Source organism: Micromonospora craniellae (genome assembly GCF_014764405.1).
In the GTDB taxonomy this organism is placed as follows: Bacteria; Actinomycetota; Actinomycetes; order Mycobacteriales; family Micromonosporaceae; genus Micromonospora; species Micromonospora craniellae.
The window spans coordinates 3827079-3847911 of sequence record NZ_CP061725.1 but is presented as its reverse complement, the minus strand read 5'-3'; the positions used below and the strand labels follow the sequence as shown (position 1 = coordinate 3847911).

Genomic DNA, 20833 nt, shown 5'->3' with positions numbered 1-20833 from the left:
ATGGCGAGGGCCCGGGCAAGGATCACGGCGTTCCTCCTGGCACTCGGCGTCCTCGCCGGCGCCACGATCAGTTGGCCCGGGCTCACCGCCACACCCGCGTACGCCGCCCCGGTCGCGTACCAGGCTTCCGCCGACCTGTGCACCGTGCAGGAGTGGCAGGTCGACTTCCGGGCCTGCGTGGCTAAGCTCCAGCAGGTCGCAGAGTCGGAGGCGACCTGCCTGAACCCCCCGACACCGACCGCGCCGGACTCCGGCATGGCCGGCTGGTTCGCCTCCCGCCCCGAGGCCTCCAAGCTGCCTGGCCCCAAGGGGTACTACACCGACTACGGCTACGCCGGCTACAGCTACAGCACCTACAAGATCGAGTCCGGCTGCGCCACCACGCTGCTGCACCCGGACTACAAGTTCACCAACACCGTCGCCAACGGCGAGTTCATGATCGCCACGGCGATCGTCGGCGCCTCGAACGCCCTGCGTGAGCGCGCCTGGGACCCCGGGACGATGTGGGGTTGGGCCGATCCGTTGGTGGAGCAGGCGACCAAGGCGATCTACCAGAAGGTGTTCAGCGTCTTCGGCATCGTCACGCTCTGCGTCGTCGGGCTCTACCTTCTCTGGCGCTCACGGCAGAGCGACATGAGTGCCGCGATGACCACTGCGGCATGGGCGCTGGTGGTCATGGTGGCGGTGACCGCGCTGGCCGCCTGGCCGGTCAAGTCCGCCAATCTCGCCGACGGTGCCCTCGTTTCGACGCTAGGTGTCGTGCACGACGCTATCGGTCCGGCTGCCAAGGACACACCGCCCGGCCGGTGCGGCATGCTCGATCCAAACGTCTGTACTGACAAGCGCCCGCCTGCAGTGCGGGCTAGTGACACGGCTGCCGAGGCGATGCTCTACCGAAACTGGTTGCGGGGGGTGCTGGGCTCGGCCGACAGCGAGACCGCCCGCAAGTACGGTGCCGCCCTTTACGACGCCAAGTCGCTGTCCTGGGAAGAGGCGGAGAAGATCCGCGCAAACCCTCAGACCCGTGACGCGACCATCAATGCCAAGAAGCAGCAGTGGATGACGGTCGCGGCGCAGATCGAGCGGGAGGATCCGGAGGCGTACGAGTACCTGCAGGGTGTCCGGGACATGGACCGGGTGGGCGCGGGTTTCATCGCCGTACTGGCCGCCCTGCTCTTCGCGATGTTCGACCTGACCGCGTCGCTGCTCGTCCTGCTCGGCTTCCTGATCTTCCGGTGGGCGGTGATCGCCGCGCCGATCCTGGGCACGATCGGCCTGCTCCGTCCGGCCAGCGCCGGGCTGCGACGCCTCGGTAACGCGGTGGTGGCCGCCCTCTTCAACATCGCGATCTTCGGCACGGGTGCCGCCATCTATCTCTTCGCCGTCGACCTCATCATGAGCACCGCCACACTGCCGGGCTGGCTGCAGGTGGTCCTGGTCTGGCTGTGCGGGGTGGTCGGCTGGCTGCTGCTGCGCCCCTACCGGCGGATCACCCAACTGGGCGGAAAGGACAGCAGCGAGGCGGTCAGTTCGGCCGGCTCCTGGCATCGGCGCTTCTTCCGGGACATGCGTACCGCCGCCCGGCTCGACGTCGCCGAGCCGGGCGGTACCACCGAACCGGGCATGGCACGACGCCGGGCCCTCGCGCCGGAGCAGCCAAAGGTCCGCCCGGAGGCCCGGCCGGACCCGGTCCCGACCGGCGGTCCGGCCGCTCCGCAGCGCCCGGACGACCGGGAACCCACCGGCGCGCCTGCCCCTACGGAGGAACGGCGCCCCGAAGGCCGGCCGGCCGCGCCCCGACCGCGCCGTCGCCAACCTGCCTCCTGGACGGTGCCGGACGTACCCGATGAAAACCCCTCGTACGCCATCTACCGTCCCGTCTCGGCCGAACGCGCGCCGGAGAAGGTGACTCCGCGAGTCCGCTCCGAGGCCCGGTGAGTGTCGTGCGTCGCGCCATCGAGTTCGTCTTCACCCGGTTGCTGCGGTCCCGGCTGGGCGTCGCCCTCGGCATCGCGATACTGGTGCTCGGCGTGGTGGCTGCTGCTCGGCTGGTCTCCGGTCCGAACGACTCGACAGCCGGACTGAGCAACCGTCCCCCGGCGCCGATCACCACCGTGCACCCGACCACCGGCGACGACGGCGCGATCTCGACGACCACCACACCGTCGCCGGTCACCCGCCCTGGCGAGCCCACCCCGGAGCGGGTCGCGGAACGCTTCGCCACCGCCTGGCTCGGGCGCCCCGGGCAGACCGCGGATCAGTGGCATCAGGAGCTACGCCCGTTCTCGACCCCGGCGCTCCTCGACAAGCTCGCCGGAGTGGACCCCGCCGGAGTGCCCGCCGGGGAACTGACCGACGAGGTCACCGTCCGCCCGCGCAGTGAGACCTTCGTGGAGGCGCTGGTCATTCTCGACACCGGACAACTCCGGCTCGAACTGGTGACGCCGGACGGACGATGGTTGGTCGACGCCGTGGACTGGGAGCAGGCATGAGCGAGCGTCAGCGAGTGAATCACCGTTACGGTGCGGTGGTGCCTCATGGTGGCACGGAGCGAAGCGGAGTGCCGTCATGAGCAACGAAAGCAGTCCGGGCCGGCGGCCGGTCCGAGTGGGCGCACTCGCTGCGGCGCTCACCGCCGCGCTCGCGCTGCTCTGCTGCACGGGCGGGGCCGGTGCCTTCTTCCTCACCGAGTTGGGCGGCGAGGCCGCCGAGCTGATCGACCCGGTCAGCATGGAGTGCACCGGGGACTTCGAGGTCGACGTCACCGGCAAGATGCCCCGATTCTCGGACTACGGGGAGCCGCAGATGCGCAACGCCGCGGTGATCATCAAAGTCGGCCAGGAGATGAAGGTGCCGCCCAGGGGCTGGGTCGTCGCGGTGGCGACCGCGATGCAGGAGTCACGGCTACTCAACCTGGCCAACCGCACCGTCGCCGAGTCGCAGGACATCCCCAACGAGGGCGTCGGTGCCGACCACGACTCGGTCGGCCTGTTCCAGCAGCGCGCCTCGTGGGGAACGGTCCGGCAGCGGATGGATCCGGAGTACGCGTCCCGCAAGTTCTACGAGAAGCTCGTGGACGTACCCGACTGGGAGAAGCTGCCGCTGACCGTGGCCGCCCAACGGGTCCAGATCAGCGCCTTTCCCGACGCGTACGCCAAGCACGAGGAACTCGCCTCGCGCATCGTCGACGCGCTCGCCGGTGGTGCCGCCCGTACGGCGCTGATCGCCGGCGAGCAGGTGTGTGACGCGGCCGCGTCGGGCGACATCGCCGCCTCGGGCTGGACCGCGCCCATCCCCGGCGGTGTCGGCTCCGGCTTCCGGACGGCCAGCCGTCCCGCGCACAACGGGGTGGACATCGCCGCGCCAAAGGGCACCGTACTCAGGGTTGCGGCCACCGGTCGGGTCATCGTCTCGCGTTGCGACCCCGACCGGCGCGGCCGACTGAGCTGCGATGTGGACGGTTGGCCGGGCAAGGGTGGCTGTGGCTGGTTCGTCGACGTGTTGCACGCCCAGGGCATCATCACCCGCTACTGCCACCTGGCGAGCCGCCCCCTGGTCTCGGTGGGGGACACCGTGCAGGCCGGCGACCAAATCGGTGTGGTGGGCAGCAGCGGCCAGTCGTCCGGGCCGCACCTGCACTACGAGGTGCACGTCGACAGTGACCGCAGCAGTCGAGGCGCCATCGACCCGGTGCCCTTCATGAAGTCGAAGGGCGCGCCCTTGAAGGGCGCGGGATGAGGCCTCCGCCGGCATGACCGATCCGCTTCCCGACCCCTTCGCCGACCAGCCGGACTGGGCACCGCGACCACCCCGCCCCATCGAGATCGTGCCGGCCACTGGCCGCGTCGAGCTGCGCGGGCGACGGGTCCTGGTCGGGCTGCCCGGCCTCGGCTGGCGTGCCGACCTGCGGGCCGACGAACGGGTGGTGCAGAACAGCCGCACCTACGTGCCGGTCATCCCGGAGCACGAGTGGTACCGCGCCGAGTCCGACCAGGTGGAGGTCTTCGCACCGCTGGTGCCGGTCGAGCGGGTCTGGGTCGAGACGGTGGGCTCACGCACCACCGACGCCGAGGACAGTGGCCTGCGTCTCGTCTCACTGGACGCGCCCGCCCACCGGGCACCCACTCCGGTCTTCGAGGCCGACGCCGTCACCGGCCGGCGCGTCGTGCACATGGTCGACACCGTCGAGCACCGTGATCTGCGCGCGGTCACCGAGACCTACTCCGGCGCCGAGGGTGACATCTGCGTACGGGTCACGCCCGAGTTGGAGTGGTACCGCTGGGCCTGGCGCGGCCAGTCACCGACCACACTGGAGGTACCCGTGCACCTACTGTGGGTCGAGTAGTCAGGAGGTCCTCGCAGCGGAGCACACCCGCCAGGTTTCATCCAACCGCGTTGTGAATCTCCAAGATTGACGATCCGTCTGCCTGATGCCGTCTATCTGGGCGGCGAAGGTCAGGTCGACCTGCACATCAGCCTCGTTGCCACTCTGCTTCCACGGAAGTCTTCCCCAACTAACCGACATACTGGTTTCGAATTGTTTTTCGCGAGCCCTGATCTGGTTTCGCAGGAGCTCGATTTGGCTCACGTCAGCGTTGTTCTCGCAAACTAGTAGTCCCGCCCGCACATCGTTCCGATTCACCAGGTATGCCCGGAGATAGTTGTCCACGACAACATCAGGGGCACTGCGGTCCGGGGTGGTGGCGCGGTCGTAGATGACATAACCGGTGATTCCGCCCGCCAGGCAGAGCGTCGCGACCGCCCCGGTGATCACCATCAGGACCTTCCGCAGCCGCCGCCGAGGCTGCGGTGGCGCCGGCGCGCTCCTGGGCGGCGCCAGGTCCTCCGACGGGGCCCGTTGCGCCGGTACACGGGAGACCTGGGAACCGGCGGGGGGCGGCACTGATTCCACCCCCTGAGGCTATCGGCTGAAGGCTGTGGACCCAATGCCCCAGATTCAGCAGATCGTGACTGACCGGAGCCGACCGGTGAGATCCACGACAACACCGGCGCTGCGTCGCCGCGCATCCCTGAGGAGGAGCCGTGACTGAGATACCGTCGTCTCTGCCCGGGACCTGGTGCCGACCTCGGGCGGAGGGGGTGGACGCGGTGGGCGGTCCGAAGGCACGGATGCTCCGTGCCGCCGCGCTGCACCGCCGAGCTGCCGCGACGGTCACGGCGGCGGCAGCTCTCCTCGACGAGACCCGCCCCGCACCCGCCGATCAGCGTCGCCAGTACGCGCTCGCCGAACGGCTGCGGAGCGCTGCGGAAGTTCTCGCGCCCGGTTGGGCCGGTGCCGCGCTGGACGCGGTCGAGCCGAGCTGTCCCGCTGGGGAGGGCCCGCCGCCCTTCGTCCGGGTGGGCACCGCCGCGCCACTGGACGATGCCCGTTTTCCCGCGCTGGTCCCGCTGGTCGGCACCGGGCACCTGGCCGTCGACATCGACGCGCACGATCCTCGGGTCGCCGGGCTGCTGAGGGCCGTCCTGCTGCGATTGGTGGCGGCGACACCAGCGGGGGCGCTGCTGGTCCGGGCGGTGGACGCGACGGGTGAGCTGCTCGGGCCGTTCGGGGCGCTCGGTGACGCCGGGGTGCTCTCGCCGCCGGCCACCGATGTCGACGGACTGCGGGCGATGTTGACCGAGGCGGAGCGGTGGGTGACGCCGGGTGCCTCGGGTACCCGCCGGCACGACCGGTCGATGTTGCTGGTCGTCGCTGCCTTGCCGGACGGTTCCGGGGCGACCGATCTGGCCCGGATCGAGGCGCTCGCCGAGCAGGGACCCGCAGCCGGGCTGCACCTGGTGGTCGCCGGGTGGCCGGCGGCCGGACGGGATCTGCTGCCCCGGGCCACGGCACTGTCCATCCGGACCGCGTACGCGTTGCTGGGCGACCCGCCCGGGGCACCCTTCGCCAGCGCGGGCACCGGTTCGCCGGGTGGGTTGAACTCGCCGGTGTTCGTCGAGTCGGATCCACCGGCCGAACTGGTCGACACCGTCTGTCGCCGACTCGCGGCCCAGGTCGAGGCCGGTAGCCGGCTGTCCCTGTCGGGCCTGTTGCCGCCAGAGACCGACGAGCTGTGGCAGGCGGAGGCCACCGACGGGCTGAGCAGCATGGTCGGCGACGCGGGTGGTCGTCCGGTGCCTCTCGGCTTCACCGAGTTGACACCGCACTGGCTGGTCAGCGGCCGGTCGCGGGCCTGCCGCGCCACGTTCCTGACCACGGCGCTGCTCGGCCTCGCCGCCCGGTACGGCCCGGAGGAGTTGGAGCTGTACCTGGTGGACCTCGGCGCGGGCGAGTCCTTCGCGGAGTTCCTGCAGACCGAGCGGGACCGGTCGTGGATCCCGCAGGTGCGGGCTGCGGCGATGGCCGCCGACCGGGAGTACGTGCTGGACCTGCTGGAGCAGTTGACGGCGGAGGTTCAACGGCGTTCCGAGGCTGCCGCCCGCGCGGGTGGTCAACGTTTCGCCGAGCTGCGGCGGCACCGCCGGCTGCCCCGGGTGGTCTGCGTGGTGGAGAATCTGCCGCTGCTCTTCGCCGAGCGGGACCGGTTGGCCGCCGACGTCGTGGCCCGGCTGGACGCGCTGACCAGGACGGGCCGGGCGTACGGGGTGCATCTGGTGCTCTCCGGTGAGGGCGATCTGGGCTTGGGCGTACGCGACGGTGGGCAGCGGGACTCGCTGCTCGGCCAGTTCCCGGTGCGGGTGGCGTTGCCGGGCGGCGGGCCGGTGTTGGAACCGACCAACGACTCTGCGGCCGGGCTGCCGGTGGGTAGTGCGGTGGTGAACACCGCCGGTGGCCTCGGCGGCCCGCGTGGCGCGATCCGGGGTCACGAGCGGATGGTCCGGTTCCCCGATCCGCAGGACGAATCGGATGTCGTGGAGGCCCTGCGACACCGTCTGTGGCAGGCCCGGCCAGAGGGCAGCGTTCCGCCGGTGGTCTTCGCCGGGTACGCGTACCCGTCGCTGCGCAACGATCCCCGCCACCGGTCGGCCGAGTCCGGGCAGGCGTTGGGGCCGGCGGCGCTACTGGGCCGGGCAGTGGACGTGGCGCGGAGCACGGTGGCCGTGCCGCTCGGTCCGGCCGCCGGGCGCAACCTCGCCGTCCTCGGGCCCCGACCGGAGGCGACCCGGCTGCTGGCCATGGCCGCCCGGAGCACGGCGGCCCACCACCTGCCGGGGACGGCACGCTTCGTGCTCGCCGTACCGGATCCCGAGTCGCGCTCGTCTGCGGACGATCTGGCGCGGGAGCTGGCGTACCGGCATCCGGTGGAGACGGTGGACCTCGCCGGGCTGCTCGCGGTCGTCGACGCCGGGCAGCCGGCCTACCTGGTGGTGTTCGGGCTGGACGTGGCGCCACCGGAGCAGTTGCCACCGGCTCGGCTGCGGACGCTGCTGCGGGAGGGCCCGGCTGCGGGGCAGCATCTGCTCGGCTGGTGGCGCACGGTGCCGTCGTTCGCGGCGCTGCTCGGGCCGGAGGAAACGGTCGACAAGCTGACCGCGGTGGCGGTGGCGGGGGTGCCGGGTGCTCAGCTCACGCCGGTGTTCGGTCGGCCGGTGGAGTGGCGACCCCGGCCCGGGCGGGTGGTGCTCTGGGACGGCCCGACCGAGCATGGGGTGGTGTTGGTGCCGTACGACGTGCCGGGTGACGTGGACGGGGAGGCGGCGTGACCGGAGACGGATCGTCGACCACGGCCGCCGGGCCGGTCCGGCAGCGGACCGGCGGGTCGTCGGCGTGCGGCTCCACGGATCCGGTGGCGGTGGCGTGGGCCGACTATCTGGCCGCGACCCGTCAGCTCGACGGGGTACGCCGGGACGCGGCGACCGCCGCGAGCGAGCAGGCGCGGACGGTCCAGGCTGCCCGCGAGGAATTGACGGCGGTACGCACCCGGTTGGCGCCGCAGGAGGCCCGGCTGCGGGAGTTGGGCGTACCGCCGATGTCGCTGGTGCCCGCGCCCCCGGAGCTGACCGAGGCGACCCGTGCGATGGCCGGTGGGTCGGGGGCGGTGCTGGCCGCGCTACGGGAGGCGAACCGCTGGGCGCACGGCGCGGACGACGTGCTGGCGGCCCGGGGCCTGCCCGGGGCGGCCCACTGGCCGTCCCGGCCGCGCAATCTGCTGGTGTACGGGCCGCTGGGGCTGTTGGTGCCGCTGCTCCAGATCGTGGCGTATCTGGTCGCCGGCACCGGCCCGGTGACGGTGCTGGCGCTGGTGTTCGGCCTGCCGGCACCGGCGGTCGCGTTCGGCGTGGGGTGGCTGGCGGTGGGGCGGCTCTTCCCACCCCGGCCGGGCGAACGGGTAAAGCGGACGCCTCGGTTCGGTGCCCTGGTCTGCCTGGTCCCGGCGGTGGTGACCACCGCCGGCATCGTCCTGGCGATGCTGGCGGCCTGAACGGTCCGACCCGGCGCGTTCCCCGTAATGGGGAGCGCCGCTCAGCGCGGGATGATCAGCGCCATCGCCTCGGCCCGCGACTTGGCGTCCCGTTGCAGGGTGCCGCGTACCGCCGAGGTGATGGTCTTGGCGCCCGACTTCTGGATGCCGCGCATGGCCATGCACATGTGTTCGCACTCCAGCACGACCACCACGCCCCGTGGTGCCAGCCGCTCCATCAGCAGGTCGGCGATCTGGGAGGTGAGCCGTTCCTGCACCTGCGGTCGCCGCGCGAAGACCTCGACCAGCCGGGCCAGTTTGGACAGGCCGGTGATCCGGCCGTCGGGCCCGGGGATGTAGCCGATGTGGGCGCTGCCCCGGAACGGCAGCAGGTGATGCTCGCAGAGGCTCATCACGTCGATGTCCCGGACGAGGACGAGTTCCTCGTGGTTGGCCTCGAAAGTGGTGGTGAGCACCGTGGCCGGATCGACCCGCAGGCCGGCGAAGAGTTCGGCGTACGCCCGGGCCACCCGGGCCGGGGTCTGCTGGAGGCCGTCGCGGTCCGGGTTCTCCCCGACCGCGATCAGGATCTCGCGGACCGCCTTCTCGATGCGGCCGAGGTCCATGGTGTCCTCGACCGGACGGCCGGTGAGCCGGCCGTTGACCAGCCGGGCGGCGATGTAGTCGAGGCCGTCCAGGTCGTCGATGTCGGGCTCGGTTGCCGAGGCGGCCGATCCCCGTGGCTGGGGACCGGCCGCCGTGTCGTCGGTGCTCAGTGTGGGCCGTCCGAGTTGTTCGAGCTGACGCCACCGACCGCGGTGGCCTGGGCGCCGTCGGCCTCGGCCTGCACCTTGAGTGCGTCCTTCTCGGCCGGGGTGAGCACGGGCGGCTCGGTGGAGGGCTGCCGCTTGCCGAAGCCGTTGTACGGCGCCATCGGCGGACGCTTGACCACCCGCGCGCAGATCCGGGCCATGTCGGCGGTGGAGAGGGTCTCCTTCTCCATCAACTCGAGCACGATGTTGTCCAGGACGTCCCGGTACTCGACCAGGATCTCCCAGGCCTCGTCGTGGGCCAGTTCGATCAGCGCGCGCATCTCGCCGTCGATCTCGGCGGCGACGGCGTCGGAGTAGTCCCGCTCGTGGCCCATGTTGCGGCCGAGGAACGGCTCGTCGCCGCTGGTGCCGTACTTGATGGCACCGAGCTTGGAGCTCATGCCGTACTGCGTGATCATCGCGCGGGCCAGTGCGGTGGCCTTCTCGATGTCGTTGCCGGCACCGGTGGTGGGCTCGTGGAAGACGAGTTCCTCGGCGGCCCGGCCGCCCAGCGCGTACGCCAGGGTGTCGATCATCTCGGCACGGGTCTGGGTGTACTTGTCCTCGGTGGGCAGCACCAGGGTGTGCCCCAGCGAGCGACCGCGCGACAGGATCGTCACCTTGTGCACCGGCGCGGCGTGCGGCAGGGCCCAGGCGACCAGCGCGTGACCACCCTCGTGGTACGCGGTGATCTTCTTCTCCTGGTCGCCCATCACCCGGGTCCGGCGCTGCGGGCCGGCGATCACCCGGTCGATCGACTCCTCCAGCGACTCGTTGCTGATCGCCCGCTGGTCCTTGCGGGCGGTCAGCAGGGCCGCCTCGTTGATCACGTTGGCCAGGTCGGCGCCGCTGAAGCCCGGCGTCCGCTTGGCCACCGAGTCGAGGTCGACGTCGGGCGTGAACGGCTTGCCCTTGGCGTGCACCCGGAGGATGGCCTTGCGACCCTCCATGTCCGGGGCGTCGACCGGGATCTGCCGGTCGAAGCGGCCCGGACGCAGCAGCGCGGGGTCGAGGATGTCCGGGCGGTTGGTGGCGGCGATCAGGATGACGCCGCCCTTGACGTCGAAGCCGTCCATCTCGACGAGGAGCTGGTTCAGGGTCTGCTCGCGCTCGTCGTGCCCGCCGCCCATGCCGGCGCCACGGTGGCGGCCGACGGCGTCGATCTCGTCGACGAAGACGATCGCCGGGGCGTTGGCCTTGGCCTGCTCGAACAGGTCACGGACCCGGCTCGCGCCGACACCGACGAACATCTCCACGAAGTCGGAACCGGAGATCGAGTAGAACGGCACGCCCGCCTCACCGGCGACCGCCCGGGCGAGCAGCGTCTTACCGGTGCCGGGCGGACCGAAGAGGAGTACGCCCTTCGGGATCTTCGCACCGAGCGCCTGGTACTTCGCCGGGTTCTGCAGGAAGTCCTTGATCTCGTGCAGTTCCTCGACGGCCTCCTCGGAGCCCGCGACGTCCGCGAAGGTCGTCTTCGGGGTGTCCTTGGTGATCATCTTCGCCTTGGACTTGCCGAAGTTGAGCACCCGGGAGCCGCCGCCCTGCATCTGCGACATGAAGAACAGCAGCAGCAGCACGAGCAGGACGATGGGAAGCAGGTTGACCAGCAGGCTGACCCAGATGCTGTCGGACGACACCTCCGTGTCGGCCGGCCCGGTGACCCGGTTGTTCGCCTTGGCGTCGAGGACCTGGTTCCAGACCTCGTTGCCGACCTCGTACGGGAACTGGGCCTCGATCAGCTTGGTCTTCGTCTCGCCGAACTCGGCCTCCTCGGCCAGGTTCAGCTGGATCGTCTGTTCCTTGTCCTGGAAGACGACCTTCTCGATGCCGCCCTTGTTGAGCTGGTCGAGCGCGACTGAGGTGTCCACGCGGTGGTAGCTGGGCCCACCGGTGAACAACTGACTGAGCACGACGGCGCCGAGGATGACCAGGATGACCCAGAACACCGGTCGGCGGAAGAAACGCGTACGTTCCATGCTGTTGTCGAGCGCCGAAGACGCCCGCATCCTCCTGATCGACGTCCTGACCGACTGTGGGTGTCGCCGCCTGGGCGGCTGCCGGAGCCGCCGTGCGGGCCGGCCTCGACCCCGGGGCACGAAACTGTCGCGCCACGGTCATTCGACGGTACACCGTACGAGACGGATCCGAGCTGGCGAGCCCAGCACTTACGCGTACGGCGAACCGGATGTCGACCGGCGTGACGGAGAGCGGATCCACCGTCACCACACTCCACGGTAGCCCGAACAGCTGAAAGTCGGCTGAACGTCGACCGGACCAAGGGTACCGCCCCCGTTGCCGCACGGTCCGGATCCGGAGTCAGGAGCGGGCGTACACCTCCGGCTTGAGCACACCGACGTACGGCAGCTCGCGGTAGCGCTCGTCGAAGTCGAGGCCGTACCCGACGACGAACTCGGTCGGGATGTCGAAGCCGACGTACTTCACCGGCACCGTCACCTTGACCGCGTCCGGCTTACGGAACAGCGCGACCACCTCGACGCTCGCCGCGGACCGGGACTCCAGGTAGCGCAGCAGCCAGGACAGCGTCAGCCCGGAGTCGACGATGTCCTCCACGACGACGACGTGCCGGCCGGCGATGTCCCGGTCGAGGTCCTTGAGGATCCGGACCACGCCGGAGGAGGTGGTGCCCTGGCCGTAGGAGGAGATGGCCATGAAGTCCAGTTCGGCGGGGGGTCCCTGGCGGCCCAGCGCCCGGGCGAAGTCGGCCATGAACATGACCGCGCCCTTGAGTACGCAGACGAGCAGCAGCCCATCGGTGACGTGGGCGTAGTCCGCGGAGACCTGCTTGGCCAGTTCCGCGGTCTTCTCGCGGATCTGCGCCTCGGAAATGATCACGTGGTCGATGTCGGCGTCGTACCAGGAGCCGTCAGCCATGGCCCTAGCCTGCCGTACGCCCCGGGTTCGCCGTCGGCGGGGCCGCCTCTTTCCGGGCGGCCCCGGCTCGGATCTTTCCGGCGAAGCACACCAATTGGAACATCAGGGGTGGGATCGCCAGCGAAAACCACCGTCGGACGGCTTCCAGTCGGCCGAGTCGCGGCTGTCCGCCGTCAGCCCGACGGCCGAGAGCAGGGCGAGGAGCAGGAAGAACAGGAGGAAGAACAGGAATCCCATGGCGGCGCTCGCTTTCATCCGATTTTTAGTGGTATCGCCGCCGGTGCGCACCGGACTGACACCAGTCTGCGAGCCTCATCGCCCATAGGACAGTGGCAGGGATGCCATCTACCCTCGATTTTCCGCCACTTCTACGGTTACCCTCGTCACATGCTCCGCTCGGTCGCGGTACTCACCCTGGACGGCGTCGCCCCGTTCGAAGTCGGCGTGCTCGCCGAGGTCTTCGGCACCGACCGCACCGCCGACGGCCTGCCCGGCTACCGGTTCGACCTGTGCAGCCCGCAGGGCGACACGGTGCGTACCACTGCGGGTTTCGGCCTGGTGCCCACCGCCGACCTGGGCCCGATCGACCAGGCCGACATGGTGGCCGTGCCGGCTCACCACGGCGCGACCGCCCCGGCCGAGGCGCGCGAGGCGCTGTGCCGCGCCGCCGACCGGGGGGCGTACCTGTTCAGCGTCTGCACCGGGGCGTACCTGCTGGGCGAGGCCGGGCTGCTCGACGGCCGGGAGTGCACCACGCACTGGCGGCACGTCGACGAGTTGCAGCGCCGCCACCCGAGCGCCCGGGTCCGCTGCAACTCGCTCTACGTGCAGGACGGCCGGCTGCTCACCAGCGCCGGCACCGCCGCCGGCATCGACGCCTGCCTGCACCTGGTACGCCAGGAGCACGGCTCGGCCGCCGCCACCCGGCTGGCCCGGCGGATGGTGGTGCCGCCGCACCGCGACGGCGGCCAGGCGCAGTTCGTCGAGGCGCCGATCCCGAAGGCACCGGAGGCACCCACGCTGGAGCCGGTGCTGGAGTGGCTGATGGAGCGGCTCGACCAGCAGCTCACCGTCGACGAGATGCCCGCGCGCGCGGGCATGGCGCCCCGGACGTTCGCCCGCCGGTTCCGCGCGGAAACCGGCACCACGCCGCACGACTGGCTGACCAGCCAACGGGTGCTGCTGGCCCGGCGGCTGCTGGAGGACACCGGGCTGACGGTGGAGGCGGTGGCCGAACGGGCCGGCTTCGGTGACGCCGCCGCGCTGCGGCACCACTTCACCCGTCGGGTCGGCGCCACCCCACACGCCTACCGCACCACGTTCCGCGACCGCGCCCCGGCCGGCTGACGACCTTCTAGAAGCCGCCCGCAGCGCCGTCGACCCGGGACTCGGAGCCGGCGACGTATCCGCCGTCGGGCCGACGCCAGATCGCCTGGCCGTACCCGAAGACGGCCGGCTCGTCGGCGACGGTGACCCGGTGGCCCCGGGCGCGCAGGTCGGCGATGGGTTCCGCGCCGCCCGGCCCGGCCGCCAGATGCTCCTCCACCAGCAACGACCGGCCGGCGTGCCAGTACCACCGCGGGGCGTCCAGCGCCGCCTGTGGGTCGAGCCCGCCGTCCACGGTCGCCGAGATCAACTGCACGTGTCCCTGGGGTTGCATGTGCCCGCCCATCACGCCGAACGGCCCCACCGACGCGCCGTCCCGGGTCAGGAACCCCGGGATGATGGTGTGGTACGGACGCTTCGCCGGCCCCACCACGTTCGGGTGGTCGGCGTCGAGACGGAAGCCGAGACCTCGGTTCTGCAGGGCGAAGCCGTGTCCGGGCAGCACCACGTGCGAGCCGAAGGCCAGATAGGTGGACTGGATCAGGCTCACCATCATCCCGTCGGCGTCGGCCGTGCACAGGTACACCGTTCCGCCGCGTTCCGGGACCCCGGCGTCCGGATCGGCGGCGTCCTCGGTGATCGAGGATCGGCGGGACGCCAGGTGGTCGGGGGTGAGCAGCCCGCCGGTGCGGGCCGCGTGGTCGGCCAGGGCCGCCGCGATCCGTCCCCGGTAGAACTCCTCGGCCCCGCTCTGCGCGATCAGTCGCAGGGTCCGCGCGGCGTCCGGGTTGCGCCACCGCTCGCCGGGGCGGGGCACCCGCCCGGCCGGGGCGAAGACCCGGGCGAACTCGGCGTACTCCGGGCCGGTGAGGCCGGCATGTCCGGCCGTCGCCCGGGCCCAGGCCATGGCGGTGCCGGTGGAGACCGGGTGGCCGTGCTCGGCGTACCCGACGGCGTCGGTGAACAGTTCGGCGAAGGGCAGCGAGCCGAACCGGTCGTGCAGGTCGCGCCAGCCCGCCGGGACGCCCGGCACGGTCACCGGCAGCCAGCCACGGGCCGGCATCGCCGGCCCCCGGGCCTGCGAGCCGCCGAGTGCGTCGACGGGCTCGGCACCCCAGCCGCCAGTGGCGGCGAGCACCCCGTCCCGGGTGAGCGCCGCCGGTGACCGGCCGAAGGCGTTCAACCCGTGCAGCCGCTGGCCGTCCCAGACGATGGCGAACAGGTCACCGCCGATGTCGTTGGACGGCGGCTGCACCACGGTCAGGGTGATCGCGGTGGCCAGGGCGGCGTCGACCGCGTTGCCACCCCGGCGCAGCACGGCCAGCCCGGCCGCCGTGGCCAGCGGATGGCTGGTGGCCACCGCGCCGTGCGGGGCGAACAACGGCCGGCGGGGGTACGTCACGTGTCTACCTCGTCGTCGGTCGGGGAGGCGGCGGGCCGGTCGGCAGCAGGCGGTCGCGGTGTCGCCGTACCCGCAGGCCACCGGGCAGGTACGCCGCACCCTGCCCACGCCAATCGGTGACCAGCGTGTCCAGCGCGGCGACGTGCCGGTGCGACAGGGCGGCTGGCGACGCGCCCGCCTCGTGTGCCCAGGCCCGCAGCACCCGGCTCCGCAGCGCGGGAGCGAGGTCGGCCAGCGCCTTGACGGCCAGCCCGCCGTCGGGGTGCCGGGCGGCGGTCAGCGCCTCGACGGCCAGCCCGTCCAGCACCGCGTTGTCCGCCGCGACCAGCCGGGCGGTCCGGGCCAGGTTGTCCACCACCGCCGGGCCGAGCGCCCCGACCAGCGCGGGCAGCACGTCAGCCCGGACCCGGGACCGGGCGTACACCGGATCGATATTGTGCGGGTCCTCCCACGGCGTCAGGCCCAGCGCCGCACACGCCGCCCGGGTCTGCTCCCGACCGGTCTCCAGCAGCGGCCGGAGCAGCGGCATCCCGGCCAGTTCCCGGTACGCCGGCATCCCGGCCAGCCCGCGCGGGCCGGCACCTCGGGCCAGCGCGAGTAGGACCGTCTCCGCCTGGTCGTCCCGGGTGTGCCCGGTCAGCACCGCCGCCGCCCGGTGCCGGCCGGCCACCTCGACCAGTGCCTGGTAGCGCGCCTGGCGGGCAGCGGCCTCCGGGCCGCCCGGCCGGCCGGCGACCTCCACCCGGACCACCTCCACCGGCGCCAGCCCGCTCTGCCGTGCCCAGTCCGCGACCGCTTCGGCCCGCTCGGCGGACCCGGGCTGCAACCCATGATCGACGGTGACCAGTCCGGCGGCCCGACCCATCCGAGACGCCACGAACGCGGTGATGGCGGCCAGGGCGAGCGAGTCGGCACCGCCCGAGCAGGCCACCAGCACCGGCCCGGACTCCGTCAGGTCGGCCAGCGCGCGACGGACCGCGACCCGAATCGCGGCGATCGGCAGGGCGAGTGGGGCCATGCTCAGTCGGCGGGAGGCTTCGGGCCGACCGGACCGTGCACCCGGGCCACCCAGGCGTCCGGTTCGCGCAGCTCGGAGAGGCGGGGCAGGGTCAGCGGCGACTCGAAGATCCGGTTGAAGCCGGCCATGCCGACCCGGTCCACCACCGCGTGGACGAACTTGCGGCCCTCCGCGTACTGCCGCAGCTTGACGTCGATGCCGATCAGGCGGCGGACCGCTTTCTCCACCGGGTTGCCGGCCGCCCGGCGCCGGTCGAACCCGGCCCGGATCCGCTCGACGCTGGGGATGACCTGCGGCCCGACGCCGTCCATCACGAACTCGGCGTGCCCTTCGAGCAGTGTCATCAGCGCGGTCAGCCGGTCCAGCACGGCGCGCTGCCCCGGGGTCTGCACGATGTCCAGCACGCTGGCCCGGCTCTCCGGGTTGCGGACCACGTCGGCCAGGGTGCCCACGCCCCGGCGCAGCCGCTCGATCAGGTGTTCGCCCCCCTGCGAGGCGTCCACGAATGCCTGCACCTCGCCCAGGAAGTACGCCCGCATCCACGGCACGGCGGTGAACTGCGTCCGGTGGGTCACCTCGTGCAGACAGACCCAGAGCCGGAAGTCACGGGGCTCGGCGCCCAGCTTCCGCTCCACCTCGACGATATTCGGCGCGACGAGCAGCAGTTGACCCGGGTCGGCGGAGAAGACCTCGTACTGACCGAGCACCCGACCGGACAGGTACGCCAGCACGGTTCCCGCCTGGACTCCGGTGACCCGCGACCCGATCGCCTCGGTGAACGCGCCGGGCTGCTTGTCCTCGGCGAGCCGGCCGACCAGCGGGGTGATGACCTCACGCAGGCCGGCGATGTTGGCCGCCGCCCAGTCGCGCCGGTCGACCACCCGCACCGGCGGGTGGGCCACCTGCGACGTCAACCCGGTGTAGTCGGCGACGTGCCCGGCCGCCTCGTCGGTCAACCGGCGCAGGTCCGAGACCACCTCGGTGGCCTCGGAGTACGACACCCGGGGGCCCGACTTGCCCAGCGCCCCCGCGGTAGCGGCGGCCAGATCCCAGTCCACGAACTGCGCCATGCCACCCACCGTACCCGCGCCGCGACACCCGTCCCCGGATCGCGCCGGTGCACCGGCGTTCTCCGGTCAGGGGCAGCCGCAGGTGGCCAGCGCCGCAGCGATCCGGTCCAGCGCCACCCGGGCGGGTTCCATCCCGTCCGGCGGCACCTGGTCGGTGAGCACGGCGAAGGTGAGCAGCCGCCCCTCGGCGGTGGTCACCACGCCCGCGATGGCGTGCACCCGGGTCAGCGTGCCCGTCTTGGCGCGGACCACGCCCGCACCGGCGGCTGTGCCAGGTGCCGAACCGTAGCGGTCGCGCAGCGTGCCGGACCAGCCGCCGACCGGCAGCCCACCGAAGATGCCGCCGAGTTCGGGCCGGTCCGGGCCGGCCGCGAGGGCCAGCAGTTCGGTCAGCAGCGCGGGGCTGATCAGGTTGTTCCGGGACAGCCCGCTGCCGTCGGCGAGGGTCAACCCGTCGACCGGCAGGCCCAGCTCGGGCACCACCTCGGCCATCGCCGTGGCGGCACCGGCGAACGAGGCGGGCTGGCCTCGGGCCAGCGCGACCTGACGGGCCAACGCCTCGGCGACGATGTTGTCGCTCTCGCTGATCATCACGTCGACCAGGCGGATCAGCGGTGGCGAGTGCACCACGCCCAACTCGATACCGGGTTCGGTGCCGCCGGTGGCCCCGGCCGGCGCCACCGGTGCGGTGCCCTTGCGCACCGCACCGGCCGGTACGCCGAGCAGCCTGGCGAAGGCCCGTCCGGCGGTCAGGTCCGGCTCGGGTACCCGCTCGGCCCAGCCCCGCCCTGCCTTGGGGTCCTTGCGGGCACCGTCGAGCATCAGCGCGGTGATCGCGCCGCCGTAGCCGCCGGTGGGGATGTCGTCGTCCCAACCCGGCCCGTAGACCGGCCCGGAGAACAGCGAGGAGTCGACCACGACGCGGGTCGGCGGGGTGCCGCCCAGGGCGGTACGCACCTGCTCGGCGAGGCTCTCCAGGCTGGCGGCGCCGGGGTAGAAGCCCTTGGCACCGGAGGACAGGGTCGCGTCCCCGCCACCGACGATGACCACCTCACCGGGCTCCGCGCCGGCCACCACCCGGGTCGGGATCCGGTAGCCGGGGCCACGGGCGGTCAGCACGGTCACCGCGGTCAGCAGCTTCGTCACCGAGGCCGGCACGGTGCCCTCGCCGCCGCCCCGGTCGAAGAGCAGCTGCCCGGTCAGGGCGTCGGCCACGGCCAGGTTGACCCGGTCGCCGAGCGCGGCGTCGCCGATCAGCGGGTCGAGCACCGTACGCATCCCCTCGGGGCTGGGCACGGGCGCTCCGATGTCGGCTGCGGCCAGTACCGCGACCGGCGCGGGCTCCGGCGACTCGGCGACCGTCGACCCGTCGGGGTCGTCGCCCAGCCACTGGCCGACCGGTCCGGGGCGTACCACGGCCACGCCCACCCCGACCAGCACGAGCGCCAGCACGGCGGCGAGCACCAGCGGCAGTCGGCGCCGCAGGGCGGACGGCGGCGTGGGCGGTGTCCCCTGGTCGGCCGGCGCGGCAGTGTCCCCGGGCGGGGCCGGTGGCGCCGCGCCCGGGTCCGCCGGTGGACCGGACGCGGCGCCGGGCGGCACGGGAGGCACGGGTGGCGCGGAAGCGGCGCCGGGCGGCACGGAGGCAGTGCCGGAGGACGGCGGGGTGGGAGCGGGTGCCGGGCTCGTCGGAGCGGGGTCCTCGGGTGTCGGTGACGGTGTCCGGAGCAGGTTCGCTCCGGGCACCACTACCCGCCCGGTCGCCGTCGTGGTCGACGGTTTGTCGGGACCACCTTCGGCGGCATCCTCCGGACGGTAGTGTGAATCTTCCCTCCCCACGACCCCCTCCTCCCCCACCGGAAACCGGTCTGGGTGACACTACTTCGGTCCGAAGACTATGCGGCGGCCGGACTCGGTGGGTGAGCATTCGCCTGTCCGGGCTGGTCGCCGGTTCCGTCAAGCCAGCGTGGGCGAACGAGGGAGCGTGCGAATGGATTTCGACGTCACGGTTGAGATCCCCAAGGGTCACCGCAACAAGTACGAGGTGGACCACGTGACCGGCCGGATCCGGCTGGACCGCACGCTCTTCACCTCCACCCAGTACCCGGCCGACTACGGCTTCATCGAGGGCACCCTGGGTGCGGACGGCGATCCCCTGGACGCCCTCGTGCTGGTGCCCGAGCCCACCTTCCCCGGCTGCCTGATCCGGTGCCGCACCATCGGCATGTTCCGGATGACGGACGAGAAGGGCGGCGACGACAAGGTCCTCTGCGTGCCGTACGAGGACCCCCGGCAGGAGCACCTGCGCGACATCCACCACCTGGGTGAGTTCGACCGGCTGGAGATCCAGCACTTCTTCGAGGTCTACAAGGATCTGGAGCCGGGCAAGTCGGTCGAGGGCGCGACCTGGGTGGGGCGTACCGAGGCCGAGACCGAGATCCTGGCCTCCTATCGGCGGGCCAAGGACGCCGAGGAGCGCGGCGAGTCCACGCACTGAACCGACCTCGCGACGGGCCCGCCGGACCGCTCAGCCGAGCAGTCCCCGGGCCCGTTCGTAGAGTCCGAGCACCGCGCAGGCGATCGGCACCACGGAGATCACCAGAGCGGTGTCGGTGAGGTCGGCGATCCGCCCGACGTACGGGGAGACCGGCCGGCGGGCGTAGCCGGTGCCGGCCGCCGCGACCGTGAGGCCGACAAGCAGGCCGCCGACCGGCAGGGCCAGCGGTTCCGTCGCGGCGTCGACGGCGAGCACCGTGCCGAGGGTCGCGTACCCGGCCAGCCCGGCGAGCAGCGGCGGCACCCGGTGCCGTACCGCCACGAAGAGCCGGGCGCGCAGCAGGAACACCGTCGAGGTGATCACGACCAACAGCCGGCCGGCGAGGCCGCCGGTGACACCGAGGATCAGGCCGGCCGTCGCGGCCAGCACCGCGTGCCCGATCAGCATCCCGGTCAGCATCTCCTCGGTGCGGGCTACCGCCGCGTACACCCGACCGCGATCGGGCAGGTCACGAGGCTGATCCAGGGCGTCGGTGGCACCGGTCGGCAGGGTGGTCGGCGGCAGCGGCACCCGGCCCAGTCGGATCGCCAGCAACGGGACCGCACCGATCGCGAAGGCCAGTACGCAGAGCAGGACGGCCGTGGTGCCGGCCGGGCCGAGCAGGACGCCACCGAGTGCGGTCGGAACGCCGAACACGCCGACCGCCACGCCGGCCACGAAGACCCGCTGCCGGGTGGCCACGCCGAGCAGCCCGAGCACCGACACCAGCAGCAGTGCCACCGCACCGGTCAGCGCCTCCTCGGCACCGACCCAGCGCAGCGGACCGAGCGGCCCGACCGGGTCTCCCGAACTGACCGCGAGAGCACCGGCCACAGCGGCGTACGGCAACGCATATCCGCCGAGGACGGCGCCGGCCGCGCCGTCGCCCCGGGCCCGGGATAACACCGTGCCGGCGAGCACCAGCAGGACCGAGACCAGGGTCGCCACCGGCCAGGCGGGCCCGCCGGGGCCGACGGCGAGCAGGGCGACCAGGCCGACACCGAGCGGTACCCCGGCACCGGCCAGCGCGGCGACCCGGGTGGCGTCGGGTGACCAGGCGGCGCCGCGCTGGCGTGCGCCGTCCGCGATGGCCTCCACCACGTCGTCGTACTCCGGTTCGGGCCACTCGGCACGGCCCGGCACCAGGTGCAGCACCTCGCCGTCACGGACCCCCTGGGCGTGCAACGCCTGGCCGGTGGCGAGGGTGCTGCCGTCGGCCCGGCGGAGCAGCCAACCGCCGTGCCGCTCACCGTCGTCGGCGAGCCCGACACCCGCGTGCCGGAGCACCTCGGGCAGCAGTTCGACGAGCGGGACCTGCTCGGGCAGGGCCACGTCGACCCGGCGGAGGGGCGAACTGACGGTGATCCGGGCCAGCCCGATCGTCATCGACTGATCTCCATATCGCACGGGG

18 protein-coding genes are annotated in these 20833 nt (G+C 72.4%); 8 read left to right on the top strand and 10 right to left on the bottom strand.

What is annotated here, in order from left to right; translation table 11 throughout:
* From ID554_RS17270 to ID554_RS17255, 4 genes are all read left to right on the top strand, one after another.
* Complete coding sequence (locus ID554_RS17270; protein WP_117227363.1) at positions 1-1938, top strand: MraY family glycosyltransferase; 1938 nt, start codon at positions 1-3, stop codon at positions 1936-1938.
* Positions 1935-2492, top strand: a complete 558-nt coding sequence (locus ID554_RS17265; RefSeq protein WP_117227362.1) for a hypothetical protein — start codon at positions 1935-1937, stop codon at positions 2490-2492. Before ID554_RS17270 ends, ID554_RS17265 begins: the two co-directional genes overlap by 4 nt.
* A gap of 76 nt (positions 2493-2568) precedes the next feature.
* A complete protein-coding gene (locus tag ID554_RS17260; RefSeq protein WP_117227361.1) occupies positions 2569-3738 on the top strand; it encodes a M23 family metallopeptidase in 1170 nt (389 codons plus the stop codon).
* 13 nt (positions 3739-3751) lie between these two features.
* Positions 3752-4345, top strand: a complete 594-nt coding sequence (locus ID554_RS17255) for a hypothetical protein (RefSeq protein ID WP_117227360.1) — start codon at positions 3752-3754, stop codon at positions 4343-4345.
* Here the strand turns inward: ID554_RS17255 and ID554_RS17250 are convergent, their stop codons facing one another.
* A complete protein-coding gene (locus tag ID554_RS17250; protein WP_396888377.1) occupies positions 4346-4912 on the bottom strand; it encodes a hypothetical protein in 567 nt (188 codons plus the stop codon). It abuts the gene before it with no gap.
* 188 nt (positions 4913-5100) lie between these two features.
* Between ID554_RS17250 and ID554_RS17245 the strand changes: the two genes are divergently transcribed.
* On the top strand, positions 5101-7665 hold the full coding sequence (locus tag ID554_RS17245) for an FtsK/SpoIIIE domain-containing protein (protein ID WP_117227358.1): 2565 nt from the start codon (positions 5101-5103) through the stop codon (positions 7663-7665).
* Entirely contained in the window at positions 7662-8384 is a 723-nt protein-coding gene (locus tag ID554_RS17240; RefSeq protein ID WP_117227357.1) for a hypothetical protein, read from the top strand. Before ID554_RS17245 ends, ID554_RS17240 begins: the two co-directional genes overlap by 4 nt.
* Before the next feature lie 41 nt (positions 8385-8425).
* Here ID554_RS17240 and folE read toward each other — a convergent pair whose 3' ends face one another.
* The 4 genes from folE to ID554_RS17220 form a co-directional block, all read right to left on the bottom strand.
* Positions 8426-9043: a GTP cyclohydrolase I FolE gene (gene folE / locus ID554_RS17235; protein WP_117227356.1), complete on the bottom strand. Its 618-nt coding sequence runs from the start codon at positions 9041-9043 to the stop codon at positions 8426-8428.
* Positions 9044-9135: 92 nt separating this feature from the next.
* Positions 9136-11154: an ATP-dependent zinc metalloprotease FtsH gene (ftsH, locus tag ID554_RS17230; RefSeq protein WP_117227422.1), complete on the bottom strand. Its 2019-nt coding sequence runs from the start codon at positions 11152-11154 to the stop codon at positions 9136-9138.
* Positions 11155-11494: 340 nt separating this feature from the next.
* Positions 11495-12070: a hypoxanthine phosphoribosyltransferase gene (gene hpt, locus ID554_RS17225; protein WP_117227355.1), complete on the bottom strand. Its 576-nt coding sequence runs from the start codon at positions 12068-12070 to the stop codon at positions 11495-11497.
* Between the two features lie 102 nt (positions 12071-12172).
* Positions 12173-12358 carry a hypothetical protein gene (locus ID554_RS17220; protein WP_147333424.1) on the bottom strand — a complete coding sequence of 62 codons (186 nt, stop codon included), beginning with the start codon at positions 12356-12358 and terminating at the stop codon, positions 12173-12175.
* A gap of 99 nt (positions 12359-12457) precedes the next feature.
* On the opposite strand from ID554_RS17220, the gene ID554_RS17215 reads away from it, so the two are divergent.
* Positions 12458-13417, top strand: a complete 960-nt coding sequence (locus tag ID554_RS17215; RefSeq protein WP_117227354.1) for a GlxA family transcriptional regulator — start codon at positions 12458-12460, stop codon at positions 13415-13417.
* A gap of 7 nt (positions 13418-13424) precedes the next feature.
* Here the strand turns inward: ID554_RS17215 and ID554_RS17210 are convergent, their stop codons facing one another.
* The 4 genes from ID554_RS17210 to dacB form a co-directional block, all read right to left on the bottom strand.
* Positions 13425-14798, bottom strand: a complete 1374-nt coding sequence (locus ID554_RS17210; protein WP_117227421.1) for a gamma-glutamyltransferase family protein — start codon at positions 14796-14798, stop codon at positions 13425-13427.
* A gap of 4 nt (positions 14799-14802) precedes the next feature.
* The gene (gene tilS / locus ID554_RS17205; protein WP_117227353.1) at positions 14803-15816 is read right to left on the bottom strand and encodes a tRNA lysidine(34) synthetase TilS; all 1014 of its coding nucleotides are present in this window, start codon (positions 15814-15816) and stop codon (positions 14803-14805) included.
* 2 nt (positions 15817-15818) lie between these two features.
* Positions 15819-16886: a zinc-dependent metalloprotease gene (locus ID554_RS17200; RefSeq protein ID WP_117227352.1), complete on the bottom strand. Its 1068-nt coding sequence runs from the start codon at positions 16884-16886 to the stop codon at positions 15819-15821.
* Between the two features lie 66 nt (positions 16887-16952).
* Positions 16953-18371: a D-alanyl-D-alanine carboxypeptidase/D-alanyl-D-alanine endopeptidase gene (gene dacB / locus ID554_RS17195; RefSeq protein ID WP_223884676.1), complete on the bottom strand. Its 1419-nt coding sequence runs from the start codon at positions 18369-18371 to the stop codon at positions 16953-16955.
* Between the two features lie 505 nt (positions 18372-18876).
* On the opposite strand from dacB, the gene ID554_RS17190 reads away from it, so the two are divergent.
* Complete coding sequence (locus tag ID554_RS17190) at positions 18877-19383, top strand: inorganic diphosphatase (RefSeq protein WP_117227350.1); 507 nt, start codon at positions 18877-18879, stop codon at positions 19381-19383.
* Between the two features lie 30 nt (positions 19384-19413).
* Here ID554_RS17190 and eccD read toward each other — a convergent pair whose 3' ends face one another.
* Positions 19414-20808 carry a type VII secretion integral membrane protein EccD gene (eccD, locus tag ID554_RS17185; protein WP_117227349.1) on the bottom strand — a complete coding sequence of 465 codons (1395 nt, stop codon included), beginning with the start codon at positions 20806-20808 and terminating at the stop codon, positions 19414-19416.
* Between the last annotated feature and the right edge of the window lie 25 nt (positions 20809-20833).